The following is a 22,438-nucleotide window of genomic DNA, read 5'->3' as shown; positions in this document are numbered from 1 at the left end:
TTCGGGGTCGGTTCGGTTTTGCGCGGTTTTCGGTTTCGAAGCCGGCGCGCTTTTGCGGGCGGGGGCTGCTCGGGGGGGGGAGGCGCGGGTAGGCGCCTTTTCTCGCTCCGAATGCGTTTTCCTTCTGATTCCCCTACAACGGGCGGGGTTATTGTCTTATGATAATCGGATACCGCTGGCGGTCGTACGAATCTTGCGATGCGGCCGGCCGCGAGAAAGGGCAAGAAAGCCGCACGACTATCTGACGATCGCGCCATGAGGGGACGGGCCTGTGTTCGATATGCCGATCATACTCTATCTGTTCCTCGGTGGGGCGGGGTCGGGCGCATGCCTCGTGCTTGCGGTCGCGGGGCTGTTCGTACCTCGCGAACGTGTGATTGTTGTGCGGTCGGGTCGCGCGAGGCGAGGCGTTCGCACGGCTTTCGCGGCGCCCTCCGCGTATCGAAGTCTGTTCGCGCCTGCCTACGCGTGTTCGCTGGTTGCGATGCTGCTGGGTATGCTGTGCCTGGCAGCCGATCTGGGCAGGGCGGACCGGTTGCTGCTTCTGCTGGTGTCGCCCACGTTTTCGCATATCGCGGTCGGGGCCTATGCGTTTGCGGCATGTTTCGTGCTCGCCCTTGTGCTCGCGCTTGCTTGGGCGGGCGTCGTTCGCGGCGTTTCGCAAGGCTTCGTTCGGGTGGCCGAGATCCTCTTGATCCCCATCGCGCTTATCGTGATGGTGTACACGGGTTTGCTGTTGCAGAGCTTGGCGGCGGTGCCGCTTTGGGCGGTATTCTGGCTTCCGGCGGTGTTCGTGCTGTCGAGCCTTTCGTGCGGCATCGCGCTGGTTGCGGGCGTTGCCCACCTGGGAAGCGCAGGCGCTGCGTTTGCCCCGTTGTTCAGGCGGGCGGTGTTTGCCGATGCAGCCGTCATCGTGCTCGAGGCTCTGTCCGTTGCGGCATTCCTCGTCGCGTGTGCCGCTGCTGCGGGTGCGTCTGCGAGCGGAACGGCACAGGCGGCGGCAAGCTCGTATACGGAATTGGTCGCAGGGGCGAACGCCGGGCTTTGGTGGTTTGGTTTTGCGGGCATGGGGCTTGCGCTGCCCCTCCTGCTCGAGGTCGTGCTGCTAAGCGACGAGGCGAAACCGCGTGGGCTGGCGCTTGCGGCGAGTGCTTGCGTGCTGCTCGGCGGGTTCGTCATGCGTTTCTGCATCGTTGAGGCTGGCATGCATCCCGTGATCGCCTTTGCGGCGGGCGGATGATGCGGCGAGTGGATGCGGCGCGGTGTGCGTGGAGTGGAAGCGGATGCGGCGTGCGGTAAGAGGCGGGTTACGGCGGTAGGTCGGCGCGGACGATAACGAAACGACGGCGCGGACGATAACGAAACGGATGTAAGGTGAGATATGTTTCCATTTGAGGTTGATACGACAAGCGATGTGCCTTTGTGGGTGCAATTGCGCCAGCGGCTGATATACCTCATCAATTCGGGGTATTTCAAGCCGGGCGATCAATTGCCTACGGTGCGCGGGCTGGCATCGGACATATCGATCAATTACAACACGGTGAACAAGGCGTACTTGAGCCTGGTATCCGATGGGTATCTGGAATCGACGCGCGGCCGGGGTGTGTTCGTTCGCGATCTCGATGCCGAAATGGACGAGGAATACACGAAAGAGATCGAGCGCCTCATGGATGATTGCGTGGCTGCATGTCGCGATCTCGGTTTGTCTCTCGACGATATCGAGAAATGCATGTCCAAGAAGATCAAGCAGATCAAAGTTGCCGAGAGGCAAGCGGATGCGAGCGAGGCGCCGTTGCCCGAAGGCTCGGGTCGAATAGTGACGATCGATGTTGGTGTAAAGCGCGCGAAGCGCGAGGGCGAAAGGTAGGCCGCCATGGGAATCGGAAAAGACAACGTGTATGCGGCAGGGTTCTCTGCGGGGCAAGCGGCCGCGCGATCCTGCGAGGGAGGGCCGAGTCGCGCAAGGCGAAAGCAGCGATTTCAGGTTGTTCCCGAAGCTAGTACCGAAGTCATGGGCGAGCGTGCGTCGAATGCAGGTGTGGTATTGTTTTCGGCCGTTATCTTCTTGGTGGCGTTTTGCGCGGTAATTGGCGCTTTTTGGGTGGCGACGGCGCAGGTCGGTGTGGCGTCGCTGCTTTCGGCGCTCGTGGTGGCTTTGCTTGTGATGTCTTCGGTGCACATAGCTCAGCAGTGGGAAAAGGTCGTGGTGCTCAGGTTCGGCAAGTTCAACCGCGTTTCGGGCCCCGGGCTTTTTTGGACGATGCCCATAATCGAGCAGAATACCATGCGCGTCGACGGGCGCGTGCGCGCCACATCGTTCGGTGCGGAAGAAACTCTTACGGCCGATCTCGTGCCCCTCGATGTGAACGCCGTTTTGTTTTGGATGGTGTGGGATGCGAAGGCGGCGTGCACCGAGGTGGGGGATTTCACGCGGACCGTCGAATTGGCGGCGCAGACGGCGCTGCGCGATGCGATCGGGCGCGCGGGCGTTGCCGAGGTGGCGATTCGCCGCGAGCAGCTCGACCGCGAGCTGAAGCGCATACTTGAAGAGAAGGTGGCGCCGTGGGGCATCACGATCCTGTCGGTCGAGGTGCGCGATATCTTGCTGCCCAAGGAACTTCAGGAGGTCATGTCGCTCGAGGCGCAGGCCGAGCAGCGCAAGAAGGCTCGCATCATCCTCATGGAGGCCGAGCAGGACATCTGCGAGATGATGGACGACATGGGCGACTCCTATGCGAAAAACGACGCCGCGCTGCGTTTGCGTGCCATGCATCTGCTCTACGAAAGCGTGCGTGAGACTGGGGGAACCGTAGTGGTGCCGAGTTCGTTCTCGGAGGGATTCGGCGACGTTTTGCCCGACAGCATGAAGGGCGTCATGGGCGAGAAGTAGGACAATCGAGAAGATAATTCGGTAAAACTATATTTTGCGATCTGGGGAAATACATAAATCACCAGATAGATATTATTTCAAAAATAGAATAAATATTGCAAAAATAATCATATGACAATTATTGATTGTCATATGATTATTTCGTATAGTGCGAGTCAGACGAATTTGGCCAATTCCGATGCAGACGATGGGGTGATCTACGGAATTGCACCTGCTAAGCGTAATCGCGATCGCTTGCAGGAGGGCAGATCGATAGATATCCTGCCAGATTTTAGGAGGAGAAATGTCAGAAGCTAAAGGCTCGCATGGCAAGCTTACGCGAAGGGGCTTTCTGAAGGTCTCGGGCGCCGCTGCGGGGGCGTTGGGCCTTGCGGGTGCTGCGGGCATGGTTACTGCGGATGACTGGCTCGCGCCTGCAAAAGCGCATGCCGAATCTGAGGAGCACGTCGCTTATACGTATCACCATGAGGCGTGTATGGGCAATTGCAGTTTGGCATGCACGGTGAGGGATGGGCGCATCAGCCTCATCCAGCCGAACGATGCCCTCGATCCGTACTATGCGCAGTGCTGTCTGAAGGGACTGTCCGAGGTGCAGCATGTCTACGGCATCGAGCGACTCCAGACTCCGCTCAAGCGCGTGGGAGAGCGCGGATCGGGAGAATTCGAGTCGATCACCTGGGACGAAGCCATGAAAACGGTCGGAGAGAAACTGTCTGAGGTTCGCTCGAAATACGGCAATGCAAGCGTTCATGTAGCATGCTCGGGAGCGCCTGAGTATCCGCTGCTGGTGGACGTGCTCGGAGCTTCCACGAGTGGTCTGGGAGACGGTCTCGATATCGGGGTCGGAAACGGATTCGATCCAGCGCTCGGCGACATCACAGCCGGTGCCGCAACGAACGAAATACGCGACTGGAAGAACTCCAAGCTCCTGATCATCACGAGTTCCAATCCGCTCGAGTCGTCCATGATGCAGGCTACGGCGTTCTTCGATGCGAAAGAGGCGGGTTGCGAGATCGTTGTCGTCGATCCGCATTATTCGACGACGGCTTCCAAGGCGCACCGCTGGATACCCATAAAGCCTGGTACCGACGCGGCGCTTTTCCTCGGCATGGTGAGCCGTATTCTCGATGAAAAGCTGTACGACGAAGGTTTCCTGAAAGCGAACACGACGATGCCGTTCCTCGTTTCCGTCGAAGACGGAACCGTGCTTCGCGACCATGATGAGATCATCTCGGAAGCAGGGGAGCCTGAAACGGGGGAAGAAAATCCCTATATGGTATGGGATGGTGCGACGCAGAGTGTGAAGAGCTACCTCGACGAGGGTGTCGAACCTGTCCTCGAAGGCTCTTTCACCGTTGACGGTGTCGTTTACGAGCCGGTCTTCCAACAGCTGTTTGCAAACCAGAAACAGCACACCGTTTCCTGGGCTGCGGAAAAGACGGGGATCGACGAGGCTACCATCGAATCGCTGGCTGATCAGTATGCGACGGGCGGTCCGGCTTCGCTTGCCGTAGGATATGGCGGAAGCGACAAGTATTCCAATGCTGACATAACCGGGCACGCGCTTGCGCTGCTCGGCGCGCTGACCGGCAACGTTGGCTCTACGGGGCGCGGCATGGGCAACTACCTCGGCGGTTCGGGGTATGGAGCCGAGCTTGCGATGTGGCCGCTGCCTGAGGATATGATCGCCGCTCCGTCTGAGATGCCGTCGTACAGGTTCCGCACCGAGCCGAACAACACGCATGCGGTCATCTCCATCGGCAACACCTTCCAAACCTATTTCGCCAACATGAATTTGACGCGTGAATGGCTCGATACCGTAGATTTCATCCTCGGAATCGAGATATTCAATTCAGATAGCGTTCAGTACGCCGACATCGTGCTGCCTGCTTGCACGAAGTTCGAGTGCGACGAGGAGATCGGCGGCGTGAAGTGCGCGTACAATCATCTTCGCCTTCGCGAGAAAGTGATCGACCCGCTGTTCGAGAGCAAGACGGATTTCCAGATTCAGTACGAGATTGCGAAAAGCTTGGGGCTCGAAGGCGCGCTTCCGAAGACGGCTGAGGACTACGTTCGCTTTCAGATCGAGGAGTCGGAAGACGAGACCCTGCGGGGCGTGAAGCTTTCCGATCTCGTTAGCAACCAGGGAGTTCTTCCGCTGCCGGGCATCGAGGAGCCCCGCATCGGGTATGCTGACCAGCAGTACAGCACGCCTTCAGGCAAGCTGGATTTGTACTACAGCGATCTGGTCGACTTCGGTCAGGCGTTGCCGACCTGGGAGGAGAACCTCGAGCTGTTCGACGGTAATTCCCGGATGGACACCTATCCGCTCCAGTTCGTTCAGGCGAGGACCCGCTTCCACATCCACTCGCAATTCTGCGATGCGACGTGGATCCAGCAGCATTATACACCGTATCTCGAACTCAACCCGGCGGACATGGAAACGCGGTCGCTTACAGACGGCGATGCGGTAACTGTGTTCAACGATCGCGGTAGCTTCTCTTGCCCCGTTCGCGTCAACGCATCGGTTCGTCCCGGCATCGCTCGCATATACGAAGGCATGTGGTCGAAGTACATGGACGGCGGAAACATTCAAGACGTTACGAACGATACGACCATCGAACGAGGCGACATGCTCGTGTTCGGCCCGGTTATTCCTTTTAACGACACCCTTGTCGAAGTGAAGAAAGCGTAGGTGAGCGCAATGACGAAACTTGGGATCGCGATCAACCTGGATCGCTGCATTGGGTGCCACACCTGCGCAAATGCTTGCAAGATGCAAAACAACGTGCCGATGGGAATGCTCTGGAACCGGGTGCTGACCGAAGGATGCGACGTTGTCGACGGAGCCCTCGGGGAGTATCCGAACCTTACCCGCACGTACCTGCCCATCGCCTGCCAGCACTGCGAGAACCCGGCCTGCCTGAAGGTGTGCCCGACGGGCGCCACCTACAAGGACGAGATGGGGCGCGTGGAGATAGACTACGACAAGTGCATCGGGTGCCGCATGTGCATGGCCGCCTGCCCCTACAACGCCCGCGTGTTCAACTGGGAGGAGCCCAGGCGCGACCCCGACTTCAACTACGGGGACAAAGACGTGCCGGTGCGCCCTAAGGGCGTGGCCGAGAAGTGCACGATGTGCAAGGAGCGCACCGACCTAGGAAAAGAGCCCATGTGCGTCGTGTGCTGCCCCACAAAAGCCCGCACATTCGGCGATCTCGATGATCCCGAGAGCGAGATCTCGAAGCTCATCCGCGAAAAGAAGGCCGGCGTGCTCTTGGAAGAGCAGGGCACGCGTCCGCAAGTCCATTACTTCAACTAAGGGGTGCGCACAATGCAAACTTCAGCTAAATTCAAAGCTGCCGCGGGCGTGCTCGCGGCGCTGACGGCGGCGGGTGTCGCCGCCTGGATCTACCAGCTCATGAACGGCCTCGGCGTGACGGGCATGAGCAACGGCACGTCGTGGGGCCTCTACATCACCTGCTTCATGTTCTTCGTGGGGCTCTCGGCGGGGGGCCTCATCGTGGCCTCGTCGGCGAGCGTGTTCCATGTGAAGGAGTACAAGAAGGTGGCGCTTCCGGCCGTCATCCTCTCCACGGTGTGCATCTGCGTGGCGGGCATGTTCGTCCTCATCGACCTGGGCGGCATCCAGAGGGTGTGGCGGATCGTCGTCTCGCCCAACCCGGCCTCGCCGCTGTTCTGGGACATCTGCGTGATCACGCTGTACCTCGCCATCAACGTCGTGTACCTCGCGTTCATGACCTCGAGGAAGCCCGGGGCGCAGGACCGCGTGGCCGTGGTATCCCGCTTCGCGCTGCCCGTCGCCATCCTCGTGCACAGCGTGACCGCCTGGATCTTCGGGCTCGAGATCGCCAAGGAGGGCTGGTACTCGGCCATCATGGCGCCGCTGTTCGTGGTGTCAGCTATGGATTCGGGTCTCGCGCTGCTGCTCTCGCTCATGGGGCTGAACAAATCGGGCCTTTTTAAGACCGATAAGAAACTCCTGACGAACCTCGCGGGCCTGCTCGCGACCTGCATCGCCATCGACGGTTTCCTCATCGGCTGCGAGGTGCTCACGATGGCTTATCCCGGAGCTGCCGGCGCCGAGACGCTGTCCATTATGGCGACGGGTGCAACCGCTCCGTTCTTCTGGTTCGAGATCATCGTGGGCATCCTGATCCCGCTTGCGATCCTCCTGTTCGCGAAGAACCGCGCTCGCATGGGGCTTGTTGCTGCGGCGAGCGTCTGCGTGGTCGTCGGCGTGTTCTGCAAGCGCGTGTGGCTTTTGCTCGCCTCGTTCGTCGAGTTCAACGTGGCGGGTGCGCCCGGCGTGATCTCGGGATCATCTGCGGCCGCCCATGCTGCGGGCACCGACGCATGGGCCCTTGCTAGCGCGTATGCGCCCACGTGGGTCGAGATCGTCGTGGTCATCGGGGCCGTGTCGCTGGGTGTGTTGGCGTTCATGCTCCTTTGCAAGAAGCTGCTTCCCGGCAACCGTGCTGGTGCGGGTGCCGGGCCGGCCGAAAGCGGGCTGGCTGGCGAAGCGGCATAGTATTCGTTCAGGCTGCCTGTGCTGTGTTGTGCAGGCAGCCGCACTTCATGCGACCATCCGCCAGTTGGCGGTCGATCGTGGGGGCCGATGGCGGCGCCTGCGGGTAAAGGAGACGGCAATGGCAGCCAACATTCCCTGGAGCGATTTGGCCGACGTGTATGGTTTTATCGGCAACTCGCTGCTCAAGCCAATGACGCAAACTGCTACGGTGGGCATTGACCCCGGGTTTTGGGGATCCTTTCCCGACTTCGGGAACGATGGGATTGCCGAAGCCGTTGCCGGCTGCAGACGCTATGCCGAAGCCTCGGTCGCCTGCGCGGCTGGGGGCAAGGATCCTGTTGAGCGCGTGTCGGTCGAGTACACGCGCCTGTTCATTGGACCGCCTTCCCCTGCGGCACCGCCTTGGGAGACGATGTATCGATCGGAAAACGTGACTGTTGGATTCGGCGAGCCGACGTTTGAGATGAAGCGCCTGCTTCGCGAGGCGGGTCTTGAGCTGAGCAACGAGAACCACCAGTACGAAGACCATATGGGGATCGAGCTGCTCTATCTTTCGACGCGCTGCGCCTCTTTGGGTTCATCCGTCGAGTACGGGTCGGATGAAATCGATGGCGAGGCCGTCGGCGCGCCCGATCCGGCGGACTCGGACGTTCGGGCCGCTCTTGACTTCATCGAGCGACATCCTCTGGGTTGGATCGGCGCTTTTCGAGATCGCGTTGCCCGAGCGTACCCCGACGGCTATTTCGTTGCGGTGCTCGGGCTTGCGGAAAGAGTGCTGATGTGGCATGTGGGGTTGGCGCGAGATCGGGATTAACGGTTCGAGCACGAGGCTATGGCTGCTGGTCGGCGCTTGCCCTCGTGCTCGTTTTTCTTACTCGAACCCGTTGATCTCGTAGAGCCTCATGTCGCCTTCGCTGAGAAGCAGCGTGAACCCAGGCGTTTCGGGCGTGACCGATTCCACTCCCGCCCATTTGGCGGCTTCGTAGCGTTGGTCGGTTACCGTGGGGTTATCCCCCGCGAGATCGTCGAGCAGGATGAGGTATCGCGCGTCCACCTGCCGCACCGCCTCTTGCACCTCGACGTCGGTGGATATATTCGCCAGCCGCGTGCGGATGATCTCGTTCGTTGCGGAGGGAAACGGGTTGCTGCCGTTGTCGCCGGTGCGGCGGAACAGCACCGACAGGCCATCGGTTCCGTAGCACCAGGCCGTTCCGTCGTTGGGAACGTTGACGACCATGGCGCCTTTTTCAACGAGGCCGGTCGCCCGTTGCACGAAAGCGCGTTCTTCTGCAGTGTAGATGTCGTCCCATGAATAGAGATCCACCACCTGATGCCGCATGGCGGGCAGTCCGTTTTCTATTGTGCGCTTCCCGAGGCTTATCTGGAAGGGCACTGCTTGGCAGACCGCGAAGGCAATCGTGAGCACCAAGGCCGCGCAGGCGCTTTCGCGCCCTTTGAGCTTCGGCAGCCGCGAAAGCGCCGAGCCGAGAAGGCGCATAAGCCAGGCGAACCCGAGTGCCGCCAAGGGGATGGCGAACAGGGCGTTCATGGCGCCCGTGCGGTAGTAGTCCGAGTACCAAAATCCAGAAATCACCTGTCGCAAAACTCCATCGGTGCATACGTTTCCCATGTAGATGACGAGCGTGACCGCGTAGGCGACGGCAAGCCAGAGCCAGCGGCGATTGCGCAGCGATGCTATCAGGCCGAAAAGCACCATGACGGATAGAAACGGCTGGATGCCGCCCCATTTCACGTACATGAACGACAGAACGGACAGTACCGCTTCGGGAAATGGCAGCAGGGTGTCCCATGGCCCGTAGGTGACCACGCTGCGCAAGGGGGGAGCGAAATACAGGATCGCCCACAATGCGCAGGCGCCTGCCGCAAGGCCGGCCGCGCAGGCGATCTTCTTCGGCGTGACGGTTGCCCGTTCGTCATCCGGGCTGCGAAATATGCGGCACAGGGCATAGGACGCCATTCCGATAACGCAGGTGAACGCGCCGTTCGGCTGGCAGAGCGCAATGGAGGCGAGCGCAAGAACCGCTCCCACAGCACATTGCGCTCGTTCGCCCCTGCGGTTCGCTTCGATGGCGGATATGAACAGCGCTATGGCGGCGGGGATGAGAGCGAAGGCCGCCATGTTGGGCAGAAGCTGGCCTTTCGTCAGAAAGCCCCACGGCAGGATGGCGAAGCTCACCGCGAATAGCGATCCGGCCAAAACGACCTCGCGCCGATTCGGGAACACGGTGCGCAGCAGCAGGCACATTCCCAGTGGAAGCACGGCGACGGTGAAAGCGAGCGTGGCGGCGTTGGTGGCAACAGCCACCTCGCCGCCAACGCACGATGCGGCTATGGCTACGACGATGTGCCAGGCAGAGGGGTAGTAGGCCCCCGCGGTTCCCTGATCGACGAAGGAGCCGCTGTTCAACGTGGAATAGGTTCCCGTATCCAAAAACGCGCGGACGATGGACAGATGCACGGTGGTGTCGTCTTTCCGTGCGAAAGAGTCGAACCCGTCGATGGCGGTGAGGAACACGAATGCGGTTACGACGAGGGCTACGCCTGCGTACAGGGCGAAGGCCTGCCAGGTGAAGCGGGATGAGGGGGCGCTGTCGGTTTCGGGGGTTGCGTTGATCGGTGCGGCATGCCGGCCGCGCGATTTCTCGGGTTCATTGAGGGGAAGGGCCGCTGTCGCGGGCGTGCTTTTGCGCCGGATGCCGTAAGCCAGCCCGAAAGCGATCAGCCCGATCGCTCCTGCCGATCCCGCAAGCACCAGTGCATGGCAGCTTATGCCTGCCATGCGAAAAGCAACGCCCAGGATAACCAGCGCCAAAAGCGAGAAAGCGGGAGCGACGGCAAGCGAGACGGTGCGCTCGAACGAAAGCGAGCGCCCGACCAAGTAACCGGGGACGTACAGCACCGCAATGCATACGGCAACGGCGAAAAGCAGCGTGAACCACATAGGAACCCCTCATGAGCGCACTTGTGCGGTGCGCGACGTATCCGGATAGCGTTAGGGAAGATTATAACGGTAATAGGTTGGCAGATGAAAGCACGAGAGCCGAATGCGGATTGCCAGCGGGTTGCCAGCACCAAGGTGTTGAGGCGAGAGATGCCGTCTTCGGGTTCGGTTCGGTCCAAAGGCTAAAATCTGTATCTGCGGGCTGAGGCGTCAACTAAAGAGCAATAGCTATAAGTACTTGGAAAAACGGGAGACGCTCTTGCTCCCGTATATGACACCGTGTCATATACGGGAGCTTCTTTTTGTGGCATACTGGTTCAGATGCAGAAAGGTATTTGCAGGATGGTGTGAGCTGCTTGTGCCATTCTGGTCGGTCCGGGCTTATACACGGTCTCGTTTGGAGGGAAGGCATGTTTGGCGCATTTGCGGTGTTCTACCTTTTCCTCGGCGGAGCTGGGGCGGGAGCGATTGCTGCGTGCTCGCTCATCGACCTTTTGGCGGTGAAGCAGCCGTTCGGTACGTCGTCGTATGGCCCCGGACCTTCGGTGCGCCCCCTAGGACGGATCGTCGATTACGGGTTTCTTGCGGGCTTCGTCGCGCTTGCGGTGGGCATCGTGAGTTTGCTGCTCGATCTCGGCCGTATCGATAGGGCGCTCGCTTTGTTTTTGAGCCCGACGATGTCGGTCATGACGCTCGGCTCGTATGCGCTCGCCGCGCTCGGCGTGCTTGGTGCGGCCCTTGTGCTCGTGCGGTTCATGTACCTGTCGTTCGTCAAGCGCTCGGTCGTGGTGGCGCTTGAGGCGATTGCGGTTGCGGTCGCGTTGGTGGTGATGCTCTACACGGGGCTTCTGCTCCAGTCGGTCGGCGGCGTGGCGTTTTGGGCGTCGCCGCTGGTGCCCGCGCTGTTCGTCCTGTCGTCGGCATCGAGCGGCATCGCGCTTTTGTTCGCGGTGTCGTTCTTCGTGGAATGCGACCGTGCTTGCGTCCGCGTACTTCGCGTGCTCGTTTGCGCGGATGCGGCAGCTATCGTGCTCGAAGCCGTTTGCGCTGCATGTTTCGTCGTGCTTGCGGGGCAAAGCGGGCATTTCGGGGTGCAGGAGTCGTTTGCGATCCTCACGCAGGGAGAGCTGGCACTTGTGTGGTGGCTCGGGTTCGCAGCCTGCGGGCTTGCGGCGCCGCTCGTCGTCGAGGTCGTGGGCATTCGAGGGCGGGTTGATCTGCATGCGGCGCTAGCTGTGAGTGCGGTTTTGGTGCTGATCGGGGCGTTCTGCCTTCGATACGGCATGGTGGAAGCGGGTGTGCACCGCGATTTGGTGCTCGAGCCCGCAATGGAAGAGACGATCGATCTGACCGAAGGTCTGAGCTGATGAGGAAGCAGGGTATCGCGCTTGAGAGATAGGGAGAACACGAACGCCGCGCTGTTCGAGATCGACGAGAAGAGCAGCATTCCCATCTGGTTGCAGCTGAAGAACCGGTTCATTTACCTCATCACGTCGGGGTACTACATGCCGGGCGACCAGCTGCCCACTGTGCGCGGGCTGGCGGCCGATGTCGAGGTCAACTACAACACGGTGAGCAAGGTGTACATGAGCCTCGAGCAGGACGGCTACATCCAGTCGAAGCGCCGCCAGGGCGCGTTCGTGTGCGACGTGAGCGACAAGCCAGGCGTGAGCATCTCCTCGACCGCCGAGATCGTGACGGTCGAGTACCTCAAACGATGCTTCGAGCTGGGCATGTCGATCGAAGATATAGAAGTGCAGTTCACCGAGTGCTTGAACAACGAAAAGGCGAAACGGGCGAGGGAATAGTCGGGATCGCATCCCGTGAAGGAGGCAGACGATGCATCGCAGAAAGCATTACGACACCGATATCGTGCAGGAACCCCCGATCGCAGGCGCGCGGGGCTCCGCGGTAAGCGATCCGCGGTTCGAAACGGGTAAGCGGAAGGCGTCGCGCAACGGGGCGGTCGTGTTCGCGATCGTCGTGTTCCTGGCGGCGTTCGGCATTGTGCTCGCGATTGCGGAGTACGGTTTGGGCGGGGTGAGCCTTGCGGCGCTCATCGTTGCCGTGGTCGTTGGGTGGCTTGCTGCGAACTCGGTTCACATCGTGCTCGAATGGGAGAAGGCAGTCGTGCTTCGGTTCGGCAAGTTCAACCGCGTGGCGGGGCCAGGCATCGTGTTCACCTGGCCTATCATCGAGTTCTATACGCTGCGAATCGATCAGCGCGTATCGGCCACGTACTTCGGCGCCGAAGAAACTCTGACGAGCGATCTGGTTCCCATCAACGTGGATGCGGTGCTGTTCTGGATGGTGTTCAGCCCTAAGAAGGCGACGGTTGAGGTCGAGGATTATTCGGCGGCTGTGGCGTGGGTCGCTCAGACCGCCATGCGCAAGGCGATCGGCCGCGCGACGGTGGCCGAGGTGGCCATGCGCCGCGATCAGCTCGACGAGGAGCTGAAGGTGGCCATCGAGGAGAAGCTGAGCCCGTGGGGCATCGACATCATCGACGTGGAAGTCCGCGACATCGTGGTTCCCAAAGAGCTGCAGGAAGCCATGTCGCTTGAAGCCATCGCCGAGCGCGAGAAGAACGCGCGCATGGTGCTCGCCGAAGCCGAGAAGGACATCTCCGACATGCTCGCCGACGCGTCGGAGGCGTACAAGGACAACCCCGAGGCGATGAAGCTGCGCACCATGCACCTCGCTTACGAGAGCGTGAAGAAGTCGGGCGGCACGCTCGTCATCCCGAGCGCGTTCTCCGAGGGTTTCACGAGCGATTCGGGCGAGAAGGCCGCTGAGGCCGTCGAGCGCGCCGTGCGGGGCGAGTAGGGCAGGGGTGCTCCGCTATGCCCTCGTTCGTCTTGCAAAGAGAGTCTCTGTCATACGCCTGTCATAGCGGTCGTTTCAAAGCGAAAACACAAAACCGCAGGTAAATTCCTATTATCTACAAAATAGAATAACTCTTGTCATAGTCTGTCATACAATTCTATTGATAATCATAGTGACGTATGGCAGACTATGACAAGAAAGAATCGGCCGATTCTGACATGGAAACAGTGGGGATGTCCCGAAAGGTTGCAATCGCTCGGAAAGCATGGGCAATGCGAGGGGATGTCTTGACGAGTATTTAGGAGGAGAAATGTCAGGAGCGAACAGCCCGCAGGGCGGGCTCACTCGTAGAAGCTTTCTCAGGACAACGGCTGCAGTGACGGGAGCAGCCGCGCTAACAGGTGCGGGCTCGATGACCGCTTTAGCTGAATATAACCCAGGGCAGGTTGAAGCTGAGGGCGAGCACCTCGCTCGTTGCGTTTGCCGCCCTAATTGCTTCGGCTACTGCAACATAAACGTACACGTTCGCGATGGTAAGGTTGTGAAGACATCAAAGCGCGAGTTGCCCGAGTTCCCGGAGTATTCACGCATTTGCCAGCGCGGCCTTACTCATGTTGAGCGCATCTATAACGAGGAACGCCTCAAATACCCCATGCGCCGAGTGGAGGGTACTGATCGCGGAGCAGGGGAATGGGAGAGGGTTTCGTGGGATGAGGCGATCGATGAGATTGCGACCAAAATTACCGAAACCCAAGACAAATACGGAAAGCAGGCGGTTGCTTTTTGCAGCTTGACGGGCAACTACGGTACTGCGGTGACCGCTATGTATAATCGTCTGAAGTGTTTACTCGGTGTTTCGACGGCACAGCCCTGCAATGACATCGCTATTGGCTACGCTGGAAAGATTATCGGAGATGGCAATGATGCAAATGAGCTCACGGATGCCGTGAACGCCGACACTATTATTGTCTATGGTGCGAATATCACTGATGCCCAGGTCCACCACTGGCATCATTTGAAAAAAGCGCAAGCCAATGGAACGAAAATCGTTGTCGTCGACCCAAGCTACACCGTCATCGCATCGAAGGCTGATCGCTGGATATCCATTCGGCCTGGATCGGATACCCTGCTCTATTTCGGCATGATGAATATCATGATGGAAAGAGGCGCCATAGACGAGGAATTCATGGCCAATCGCACGGTCGCTCCATTTCTTGTACGCGAAGACGACGGGGCGTTTTTGCGCGACGATGCTGGAAATTGCCTTGTTCTTGAGGGCGATAGCCTTAAAGCCGCCGATGAGGCTGCCAAACCGGAGTTGTTTGCCGAGTATGTTGTCGATGGGGTAAAGTGCTCTACCGCATTGAAGCTTCAAATGGATATTATTGCCGAATGGACGCCTGAGATCGTGTCCGAAAAGACGGATATTCCCGTAGAAACAATTAATGAGTTGGTTGATTATTATTTGTCTGGTTCGGTGTATGCCATTCTTGGATACGGTCCGTTGAACTACCAAAATGGAGCGCAGATGGCGGCGGCGGGGTTCATGACGAGCTTTCTGTGCGGAAACTACGGAAAACCTGGCTCGACCTATGGGATGTTGTGGTCATTTTACATGGGATACGACTACACGTATGGGTCTCCAGTTGCTAACACGACGATGTCGTTTTCGACAATCGATTGGGTAAACATTGCTCAGGGAAGCAAACTGATGGGTCAAGATTTCCCGGTAAAGATGGCGTATTTTTACTTTGCCAATCCCGTGAACACGGCGCCTAATGTAAGCGATTGGAGGGATATCATATTCCCCAGCTTGGATTACATTGTCGTGGCCGATTCGGCGATGACCGACACGGCGCGATTTGCCGATTTGGTACTGCCTGCGGCACAGCATTTCGAGTGCGAAGATTTTACTACTGCGAGCTGTACGTTTAGCATGAGCTATAACGAGAAGGCGATTGATCCTCCTTTTGAGGCAAAGTCGGACTGCGACATTGTGCGCATTATTGCGGACAAGATGGGATTGGGCGGCTACTTTGAAGAAGATGACGAAGAGCTTTGCAGGCGTCTTTTCGAGGTTCCGTCTAATTTGGAGATGGGATACTCTTGGGAGAATTTGAAAGAAAAGGGCTTTCTTCGTTGGGCTCCCAAGGAAACGCACATTGCATACCCCGAAAAATTTGGCACGGCTACCGGTAGGGCTGAGTTCTATACAGAGACACCTAAGGCGAATTTCGGTCGTGTGGGCACGAGGGTTCCTACGGAGGAAGAGGTGCAGCGCGAGCATTTGATGATACGCTGGGAAGAGCCTTCGGAAAATTGGTACGAGAACGAAAGAATGAAAGAGTATCCCCTCTCGTTTTTGAGTTTCCGCGGTCGCTTTCGCGTCCATTCCCAGTATTTCACCGTTGGCATTCTGCACGAAATCGATCCCGAGCCTATTCTTTACGTCAACCCGATCGACGCTCAAGCCCGTGGTGTGGAGGACGGCGGCTACGTCGAAGCGTTCAACGACCGGGGCCATGCCGTCGGCAGGGCCGTCTATTCAGAGGGGATTCGCCCGGGAACCGTAGCTTATCCCAAAGGATGGCAAATTAGCCAGCATAAAGCAGGAAGCTGGAGCGAGTTGCTTAATCCGGATTTCAGCTTATGGACCCATGCCAACAATTTTCCTGACTGCATATGCGACATCCGACCCTGGAATGAGGAGGGCGAGAACCGATGAGCGAGAGGCTTGGCTTTGTCATCGACGCAAAGAACTGCGTCGGATGCTCTGCGTGTATGACTTCGTGCAAAGTGGAGAACAACGTACCCCGAGGTATTTTCTGGAATAGGGTTCTTACGGACGGCGGCGTAAATCAGAATACGCCTTCTGGAAAATATCCGAAGTCGGGGGAGGATCCCACGCTAAGGATGGACTACATTACGGTTGCCTGCCAGCATTGCGATAATCCCGCCTGCGTGAAGGTATGCCCTGTAGGCGCAACGTACAAGGATCCCGAGACCGGCGTCGTGCGCCAGGATTACGACAAGTGCATCGGCTGCCGCATGTGCATGGCCGCCTGCCCCTACACGGGCGTGCGCTCGTTCAACTGGGAGGAGCCGCGGAGTTTCATCGATCATGCGATGGGCGATGCCGATGTTCCCGCGCACCAGAAGCATGTGGTCGAAAAGTGCACGATGTGCTGGCATAGGCTTGCTAAGGGTCTTCAGCCCGCTTGCGTCGAGGCGTGTACGGCTAGGATCCGCTACTTCGGCGATCTCAACGACCCCGAATCGGAGGTATCGAAGCTTATTGCCTCCCGGGAATATAAGCAGCTTCTGACAAGCGAGGGCACCAACCCGTCCGTCTACTACCTCGTCTAGCCAAAAGGAGAACACAATGTCTGAGAACATAGGGGCGGCAAGGCCGTCATCGGCTCCTGCTGCCAAATTCGGGGGCAAGGGCATCAACGTCGCCATCGTCATCGCGGCGATCGTGACCGTCGCGGGGCTCGTCCTCTGGGGAGTGCAGCTTTCGGGCGGCATGGTTCAGACCGGCATGCGCAACCTCGACTCGTGGGGGCTCTACATCACCATGTTCATGTTCCTCGTGGGCCTGTCCGCGGGCGGCCTCATCATCTCGTCGGTGCCCAAGGCGCTCGGGCTTCCGGGCTTCGGCGGCATCTCGAAGGTGGCCGTGTGGACCTCGATCTGCTGCACGGTGCTCGCCATCGGCTTCGTGGTCGTAGACCTCGGCCAGCCCCTGCGCCTGTGGGAGCTCTTCGCATACTCGAACCTGAGCTCCCCGCTCATGTGGGACATCGCGGTTATCGCGACCTACCTGGTTCTGTCGGTCGTCTACCTCTGGGCGACGCTTCGCCACGAGGCGGGCAAGGTGTCCGCCAAGGCGCTCCGCGTCGTCTCGGTCATCGCGCTCGTTACCGCCGTGCTCGTGCACAGCGTGACGGCGTGGATCTTCGCCCTGAATGCGGGTCGCGAGATGTGGCACACCGCGCTCATGGCGCCCTGGTTCGTCTCGTCGGCGCTCGTGTGCGGCACCGCGCTCGTGCTCGTCGTGGTGATCGCGCTGCGCCGCGCGGGCTACATGGAACTCGACCAGTCGAACGTCGTGAAGATGCTCAAGATGCTCGGCGCGTTCGTCCTCGTCGACCTGTACTTCTTCGGCTGCGACCTTCTCACCGAGGGCTTCCCGGGAGGTTCCGGCGCCGAAGTGGTCGCGATGCTCACCTCCGGTCCGCTCGCTCCGTTCTTCTGGGCGGAGGTCGTGCTCTGCGTATTCGCTGCGGTCGTGGCGTTCGTGCCCGCGCTGCGCAGGAACGAGCTGATCGTCGTTGCTTCGCTCGCCGTGATCGTCGCGATCTTCTGCAAGCGCGTCCAGCTTCTGGTCGGCGGCTTCCAGGTCGTCAACATCGATCTGCCCGGTCCTGTAACCTCCATGACGGTCACGAACTGGGAGTCCGGCATGGCGGGCGCCTACCAGGGCATGGTCTACTGGCCGACCCCGATCGAGTTCGGGATCGCGCTCGGCGTGTTCGGCCTCGGCGCTCTCATCCTGCTCCTCGGCCTCAAGTTCCTGCCTTTGAAGCCTACGGANTCTTCGCCGTCGACGCCGTCGCCCTGGCCGTCTACCTCGCGGCCGCGACCCCCGCGCTGACGGGCGTCGCCGTGCACGAGTGGCTCGGGATAGGCGTGTTCGTTGTGTTCTTCGTCCACGCCGTCCAGCACGCCGGCTGGGTCGCCGACACCGTGCGCACGGCTCTCAGCTCTCCCGCGCCCGCGCGCGTCGCGAACCTCGCGCTCGACGCGCTCGTCCTGGCCGCCTTCATGGTCGTGACCGTGTCGGGGCTGCTGATATCGGGCGCGGTGCTGCCCGCGCTCGGCCTCTACGCCGACGGCTACTACTTCTGGGACCCCCTGCACGCGATCTCGGCTAAAGCACTTTTGGCGTTGCTTCTCGTTCACGTGGTCGTTCATTGGAAATGGCTGTACAATTTCGTTAAGAAGCAAAACGAAGCCGCGCACGGTAGGCGCGGCGATACAGGAGGAACCGATGACTGAAACCGAGTCGAACCCGATTGATTGGCAGACCCAGGCGACGGCTTACGAGCTGCTCGCGTTCACCTTCCGCTACCCGGGACCCGAGCTTGCCGAGGCCGTGGCTTCGGGTGAGTGGGCCGACGCCGCCCGCGAAGTGGTGGAGGCCCTCGCGCTCGGGCTGCCCGAAGGGTGGGGCGAAGGGCTCGTCGGATACGAGGGGCGCGACGCTGACGAGCTGCTTCATGCGCTGCGAGCCGAGGCGACCCGCCTGTTCGTAGGCGCGCCCGAGCCGGCCGTGAGCCCCTACGAGGGCGTGTGGCGCGCCGCCGACGACGGGGTGCAGGCGCTTCTGTTCGTGAATCCCCACTCGATGGAGGTCGAGCGTTTCATGAAGTCGTGCGGGGTGGGGCGCCCCGAGGGCACCAACGAGCCTTTGGACCGCGCCGACACCGAACTCGAGTTCCTGCAGTACCTGTGCATGCTCGAGACGGGGCTCGCCGAGGCGCCCGAGGGTGTACGTGTCCCCGAGGACGGCTGGGCCGGCGCTCGCGCCCGCTTCCTCGAAGAGCATGCGCTCGCCTGGATGCCCCGCTTCGCCGAACGCGTCGCGGAGGAGTCCCGCGAGTCGTTCTACCGCGCCGCGGGCGAGCTTCTGGCTGAGGTGCTCGGAGATTCCTCGGTTTCCTCCTAAACCCCGAACCTTACACCAGCCTTACATTAGTGAAGATATTATCCCAGTTCGAATGCTGCGTGGGGGACGGGTGGGCCGACCCCCTATACTGACGGAAGCCGAATTCGGCAGAGGGGGTTCCGTGCGGGGCTCGCCTCGAAAGCCAAGGATGAGAGGCACGCAAAGAGCGCCTGTCCTCGGATGCCGAAATACGCGGGCACGTTCGGAAGGGCGGTGCTCCATTCGACGGGAAAGGGCGTGGGCCAGTGGCGATTGAACGTGTGCGAGCGGTTGCGCGCATCGTGGCGACTGCCTGCTTGTGCCTTGCGCTCGTCTCCCTCTTCTCCGTGCAGATGCGCTACAATGCGGCGCTCGTCGGTTTTTTGCCCGTGCCCCAGGCGAACGCATACGAAGAGGAATCTGCACAGCAGATGCAGGCGGGGGGTAGGGCTACGGTGCTCGCCTCGTACTGCAGCGAAGTGGTTGCCGCAAACGATGCCCAGAACAAATCGGGGCTTACCTCGACGGCGCTCACATTCGACGATGCCTGGTTTGCAAACAGCTCGCACGAATACAACCACGGCCTTGCCACGGCCTGCGCGATCCTGAGCGCGGTGTGCAATTCGGAATCGCAGTTTTACGGCAGCATAGACGGTGCGGTTCCCTATGCCGAGAAAACGCTTGGAGCGCTCGGGTTCGAAAACGTGCGCACCGAATCGTATGCGCTGAGAAGCCATCCGCTCGATCAGGTTGGTGCGTTTTTTGCGGGTTCCCATGACGTCGCCGCCTACGCCTTCGCCTCGAAAACGCTCCCAGGCGAGGGTGTCCAGCCCGATCAAACACTCGTTTTCGTCGGCATTCGCGGAAGCTATGGAATCGAATGGCTCAGCAATTTCAAGCTAGTTGGAGATGCGGGCGCGGGATCGGATCACTGGGGCTTCAAGATGGCCGAAAGCGAGGTCATGAATTCGCTTGAATCGTATGTCGATGAAATCGGAGCCGATCCCGCTCATACGAAGATTCTCGTTGCGGGGCATAGCCGGGGCGGCGCGATTGCGAATCTGCTCGCCGCCGAGCTCGACGACAGGAGCGAAACCGACGCTTCGCTCGCTTCTGCGGATTCGGTTTTCACGTACACGTTCGCTTCGCCGAGTTCGACGCAAGCGGAGGGACGTGCGAACTCGGCGTACGGAAACATCTTCAACATCGTGAACCCCTCCGATGTGGTGCCTGCTCTCCCATCGTTTTCCTGGGGATTCGGTCACTACGGAACAACGGTTGCGCTTCCCGACCCCGCCGACGAGGGCTTCTCCTCGTCGTATGGCGCCATGCAGGCGGCGTTTCTCGGCAACACGGGTTTCGAGAACCCGTGCGGCACCGAAGACCTTGAACGGCTCGATGAATTCGGGGCTCAGGTGGCCCAAGCCATACCCTCGCTCGAAGCCCTCATGAGCCCCGTCGGCATCGCGAGCGCGATCCAGACGGTTGCGGGGCTCGATCCGACGACGGCCCTTTCTGCCCACTATCCCGATACCTACATTGCGTGGATGCAGAGCATCGATCCCCAGAAGCTTTCTTTCTCACGATAATCGTGCATTCGAAGCGGTATACTCGTAACGATTAGCAAAACGGTTATTTTTACCACAGCAGGCGCGGGGTCGAATGCATCTTCCCGCGCAAACGCACATCGGATTACGTATCGGCACAGGCTCAAGGAGTATACGGGTGAACCCGCTTTTCGATAATGCCATCGAATTCGTTTCCGACACGGTTCGGCGGTTCTACGCAGGTGCGGGCATCGAGAAGGTGACCGAGCGCTTTACCGATGATTTCTGCTGGATCGGTGCGGGGGAGGTCGAGTATTTCACTCGGGCGGAAGAAGCCGTATCATATATGTCGGAGCGTGCGCCCCTTGCTCCTTCTTGCGAGGTGTTCGAAGAGGAATACTCGCTTATCAACGTGAAGGAGCGTTCCTGCACGGTTATGGGGCGCTACCGCGTGCGCACCGATCCGAGTTCCGGGATGGTGCTCGAGGAACACCAACGGTGCAGCTACGAGCTCGTTGATGCAGGTGGATCGCTCAGAATATGCCACGTGCATGTTTCGAATCCCTATCAGGCTATGAAAAGCGAATCGTATTTTCCCTTCGAGGCGGGATCCCATAACTACGACTACCTGCAACAGCTCCTTCGGGAAAAAACCGAAACGATCGACCTCATCACCGAGAACATCAACGGTGGCCTCAAGGTGAGCGAGGATGACGAATTCTACACCTTCGCCTACGTGAACGAGGGGCTTGCCCGCATTCTCGGCTATACGGTCGAGGAATTCCTGGAAATGTGCGGCGGAACGGCGGTGGGGGCCGTGTATCCCCCCGATTTAGCATCCGCCCTAGACGACGTCGCTCGATGCTTTGCGGACGGGCCCTCCTATGAAACCGAGTACCGTGTTCGCCGTAAAGACGGAACGTTGGCTTGGGTGCTCGATGCGGGCCACAAGGTGCAGCTGGCCGACGGATCGAGGAAAATCAGCAGCGTGCTCATGGATATCACGTCGCGCAAGCAGGCCGAAGAAGACCTTCGGCTCGAGCAGGAACGGTATCGCGTCGCAATGCGCAGCGTGACCGACGTCATGTTCGAATACGATATCGAGCAGGATACGCTCATCGAGTATCAGCGTCCGTCTAGCGCTCTGGATGATGAGCCTCTGCGCGAGCGACGTTACCCGGGCTACCGCCAGGAAATCGAATCGGGAAACCTCATCTATCGCGATGATGTCAAGCGGCTTTACGAAGCCCTGCAAAGCGAGGGGTCGGTGACGGTGGAGCTGCGCCATGCGTTTCCCGATCACTACGAAGGATGGCGTTGGGTTCGCCTCCATGCGACGATGATTTTCGATCAGGCGGGAAAACCCGTGCGAGCCATCGGCAGCTGGAAGGATGTGACCGATGAACATGATCGCATCACGAGGCTCGAAGACCAGGCGCGACGCGATCCGCTGACGAAACTCTACAACCACGTTTCGGCCGTCGATTTGGTGGAGCAATCGCTTCCGAGCTGTCTCGCTGAGGGCAAAGGAGCGCTGTTCGTCATCGACGTCGACGATTTCAAGGCGGTCAACGATACGGTGGGCCATCTTGTGGGAGACGATCTTCTCGTCTATGTTGCCAAGACGATTCATGAAACGTTTTCGCGCCTTGGCGGATTTTCCGCTCGCGTCGGAGGCGACGAGTTCCTGGCTTTTCTGTCTCATTCGAATCGCGAAGAGGCGCGCGAGGCGGCATCGAGTCTCGTCGGCGCTGTCGAGAGCGCATCCGCTTTGCCGCATGCCGTCACCTTGAGCGTCGGGGTGGCCTTGGTCGGCGAGCATGGCGAAACCTACGAGCGGCTGTTTGACGCAGGCGACCGCGCGCTGTATCGCGCCAAACGGGAGGGGAAGGATCGGATCTGCTTTTTCGAGTAGGTTCGGGCGGGCCGCCGGGCGCTCTTGCTCGTTTTC

The 22,438-nt window shown here is 59.8% G+C and carries 18 protein-coding genes; 17 read left to right on the top strand and 1 reads right to left on the bottom strand.

What is annotated here, in order from left to right:
* Positions 1 to 280 precede the first annotated feature (280 nt).
* The 7 genes from nrfD (C1719_RS12265) to C1719_RS12235 all read left to right on the top strand — a co-directional run bounded on the left by nrfD (C1719_RS12265) (position 281) and on the right by C1719_RS12235 (position 8,256).
* On the top strand, positions 281 to 1,240 hold the full coding sequence (gene nrfD / locus C1719_RS12265; RefSeq protein ID WP_102376063.1) for an NrfD/PsrC family molybdoenzyme membrane anchor subunit: 960 nt from the start codon (positions 281 to 283) through the stop codon (positions 1,238 to 1,240).
* Between the two features lie 141 nt (positions 1,241 to 1,381).
* Positions 1,382 to 1,867 carry a GntR family transcriptional regulator gene (locus C1719_RS12260; protein WP_102375373.1) on the top strand — a complete coding sequence of 162 codons (486 nt, stop codon included), beginning with the start codon at positions 1,382 to 1,384 and terminating at the stop codon, positions 1,865 to 1,867.
* A gap of 144 nt (positions 1,868 to 2,011) precedes the next feature.
* Positions 2,012 to 2,890 (top strand): slipin family protein, encoded by an 879-nt coding sequence (locus C1719_RS12255; RefSeq protein ID WP_245874581.1) that lies wholly within the window; start codon positions 2,012 to 2,014, stop codon positions 2,888 to 2,890.
* A 283-nt stretch (positions 2,891 to 3,173) separates the two neighbouring features.
* Positions 3,174 to 5,585, top strand: coding sequence for a molybdopterin-dependent oxidoreductase (locus C1719_RS12250; RefSeq protein WP_102375371.1), 2,412 nt, complete (start codon positions 3,174 to 3,176; stop codon positions 5,583 to 5,585).
* A gap of 9 nt (positions 5,586 to 5,594) precedes the next feature.
* Positions 5,595 to 6,212, top strand: coding sequence for a 4Fe-4S dicluster domain-containing protein (locus C1719_RS12245; RefSeq protein ID WP_102375370.1), 618 nt, complete (start codon positions 5,595 to 5,597; stop codon positions 6,210 to 6,212).
* Positions 6,213 to 6,224: 12 nt separating this feature from the next.
* Positions 6,225 to 7,442, top strand: a complete 1,218-nt coding sequence (nrfD, locus tag C1719_RS12240; RefSeq protein ID WP_102375369.1) for an NrfD/PsrC family molybdoenzyme membrane anchor subunit — start codon at positions 6,225 to 6,227, stop codon at positions 7,440 to 7,442.
* A gap of 118 nt (positions 7,443 to 7,560) precedes the next feature.
* Positions 7,561 to 8,256: a TorD/DmsD family molecular chaperone gene (locus C1719_RS12235; protein ID WP_102375368.1), complete on the top strand. Its 696-nt coding sequence runs from the start codon at positions 7,561 to 7,563 to the stop codon at positions 8,254 to 8,256.
* A gap of 57 nt (positions 8,257 to 8,313) precedes the next feature.
* Here C1719_RS12235 and C1719_RS12230 read toward each other — a convergent pair whose 3' ends face one another.
* Positions 8,314 to 10,404, bottom strand: coding sequence for a DUF6541 family protein (locus C1719_RS12230; protein ID WP_102375367.1), 2,091 nt, complete (start codon positions 10,402 to 10,404; stop codon positions 8,314 to 8,316).
* A 410-nt stretch (positions 10,405 to 10,814) separates the two neighbouring features.
* On the opposite strand from C1719_RS12230, the gene nrfD (C1719_RS12225) reads away from it, so the two are divergent.
* The 10 genes from nrfD (C1719_RS12225) to C1719_RS12180 all read left to right on the top strand — a co-directional run bounded on the left by nrfD (C1719_RS12225) (position 10,815) and on the right by C1719_RS12180 (position 22,402).
* Positions 10,815 to 11,771: an NrfD/PsrC family molybdoenzyme membrane anchor subunit gene (nrfD, locus tag C1719_RS12225; RefSeq protein WP_102375366.1), complete on the top strand. Its 957-nt coding sequence runs from the start codon at positions 10,815 to 10,817 to the stop codon at positions 11,769 to 11,771.
* A 21-nt stretch (positions 11,772 to 11,792) separates the two neighbouring features.
* Positions 11,793 to 12,212: a GntR family transcriptional regulator gene (locus C1719_RS12220; RefSeq protein WP_102375365.1), complete on the top strand. Its 420-nt coding sequence runs from the start codon at positions 11,793 to 11,795 to the stop codon at positions 12,210 to 12,212.
* Between the two features lie 31 nt (positions 12,213 to 12,243).
* Complete coding sequence (locus C1719_RS12215) at positions 12,244 to 13,230, top strand: slipin family protein (RefSeq protein ID WP_102375364.1); 987 nt, start codon at positions 12,244 to 12,246, stop codon at positions 13,228 to 13,230.
* 310 nt (positions 13,231 to 13,540) lie between these two features.
* Positions 13,541 to 15,955: a molybdopterin-containing oxidoreductase family protein gene (locus C1719_RS12210; protein WP_102376062.1), complete on the top strand. Its 2,415-nt coding sequence runs from the start codon at positions 13,541 to 13,543 to the stop codon at positions 15,953 to 15,955.
* Positions 15,952 to 16,596 carry a 4Fe-4S dicluster domain-containing protein gene (locus tag C1719_RS12205; RefSeq protein WP_102375363.1) on the top strand — a complete coding sequence of 215 codons (645 nt, stop codon included), beginning with the start codon at positions 15,952 to 15,954 and terminating at the stop codon, positions 16,594 to 16,596. Before C1719_RS12210 ends, C1719_RS12205 begins: the two co-directional genes overlap by 4 nt.
* A gap of 16 nt (positions 16,597 to 16,612) precedes the next feature.
* The gene (gene nrfD, locus C1719_RS12200; RefSeq protein ID WP_102375362.1) at positions 16,613 to 17,887 is read left to right on the top strand and encodes an NrfD/PsrC family molybdoenzyme membrane anchor subunit; all 1,275 of its coding nucleotides are present in this window, start codon (positions 16,613 to 16,615) and stop codon (positions 17,885 to 17,887) included.
* Between the two features lie 11 nt (positions 17,888 to 17,898).
* The gene (locus tag C1719_RS12195; RefSeq protein ID WP_180963694.1) at positions 17,899 to 18,291 is read left to right on the top strand and encodes a DUF4405 domain-containing protein; all 393 of its coding nucleotides are present in this window, start codon (positions 17,899 to 17,901) and stop codon (positions 18,289 to 18,291) included.
* Positions 18,284 to 18,961, top strand: a complete 678-nt coding sequence (locus C1719_RS12190) for a TorD/DmsD family molecular chaperone (protein ID WP_102375361.1) — start codon at positions 18,284 to 18,286, stop codon at positions 18,959 to 18,961. Before C1719_RS12195 ends, C1719_RS12190 begins: the two co-directional genes overlap by 8 nt.
* A gap of 245 nt (positions 18,962 to 19,206) precedes the next feature.
* Complete coding sequence (locus C1719_RS12185; protein WP_245874510.1) at positions 19,207 to 20,529, top strand: lipase family protein; 1,323 nt, start codon at positions 19,207 to 19,209, stop codon at positions 20,527 to 20,529.
* 136 nt (positions 20,530 to 20,665) lie between these two features.
* Positions 20,666 to 22,402, top strand: a complete 1,737-nt coding sequence (locus C1719_RS12180) for a sensor domain-containing diguanylate cyclase (protein ID WP_102375360.1) — start codon at positions 20,666 to 20,668, stop codon at positions 22,400 to 22,402.
* Positions 22,403 to 22,438: the final 36 nt, after the last annotated feature.

The sequence above is a fragment of the Raoultibacter massiliensis genome, assembly GCF_900199545.1.
Classification (GTDB): domain Bacteria; phylum Actinomycetota; class Coriobacteriia; order Coriobacteriales; family Eggerthellaceae; genus Raoultibacter; species Raoultibacter massiliensis.
The sequence above is the reverse complement of the archived record's forward strand: the minus strand, read 5'-3'. Positions and strand labels throughout refer to the sequence as shown.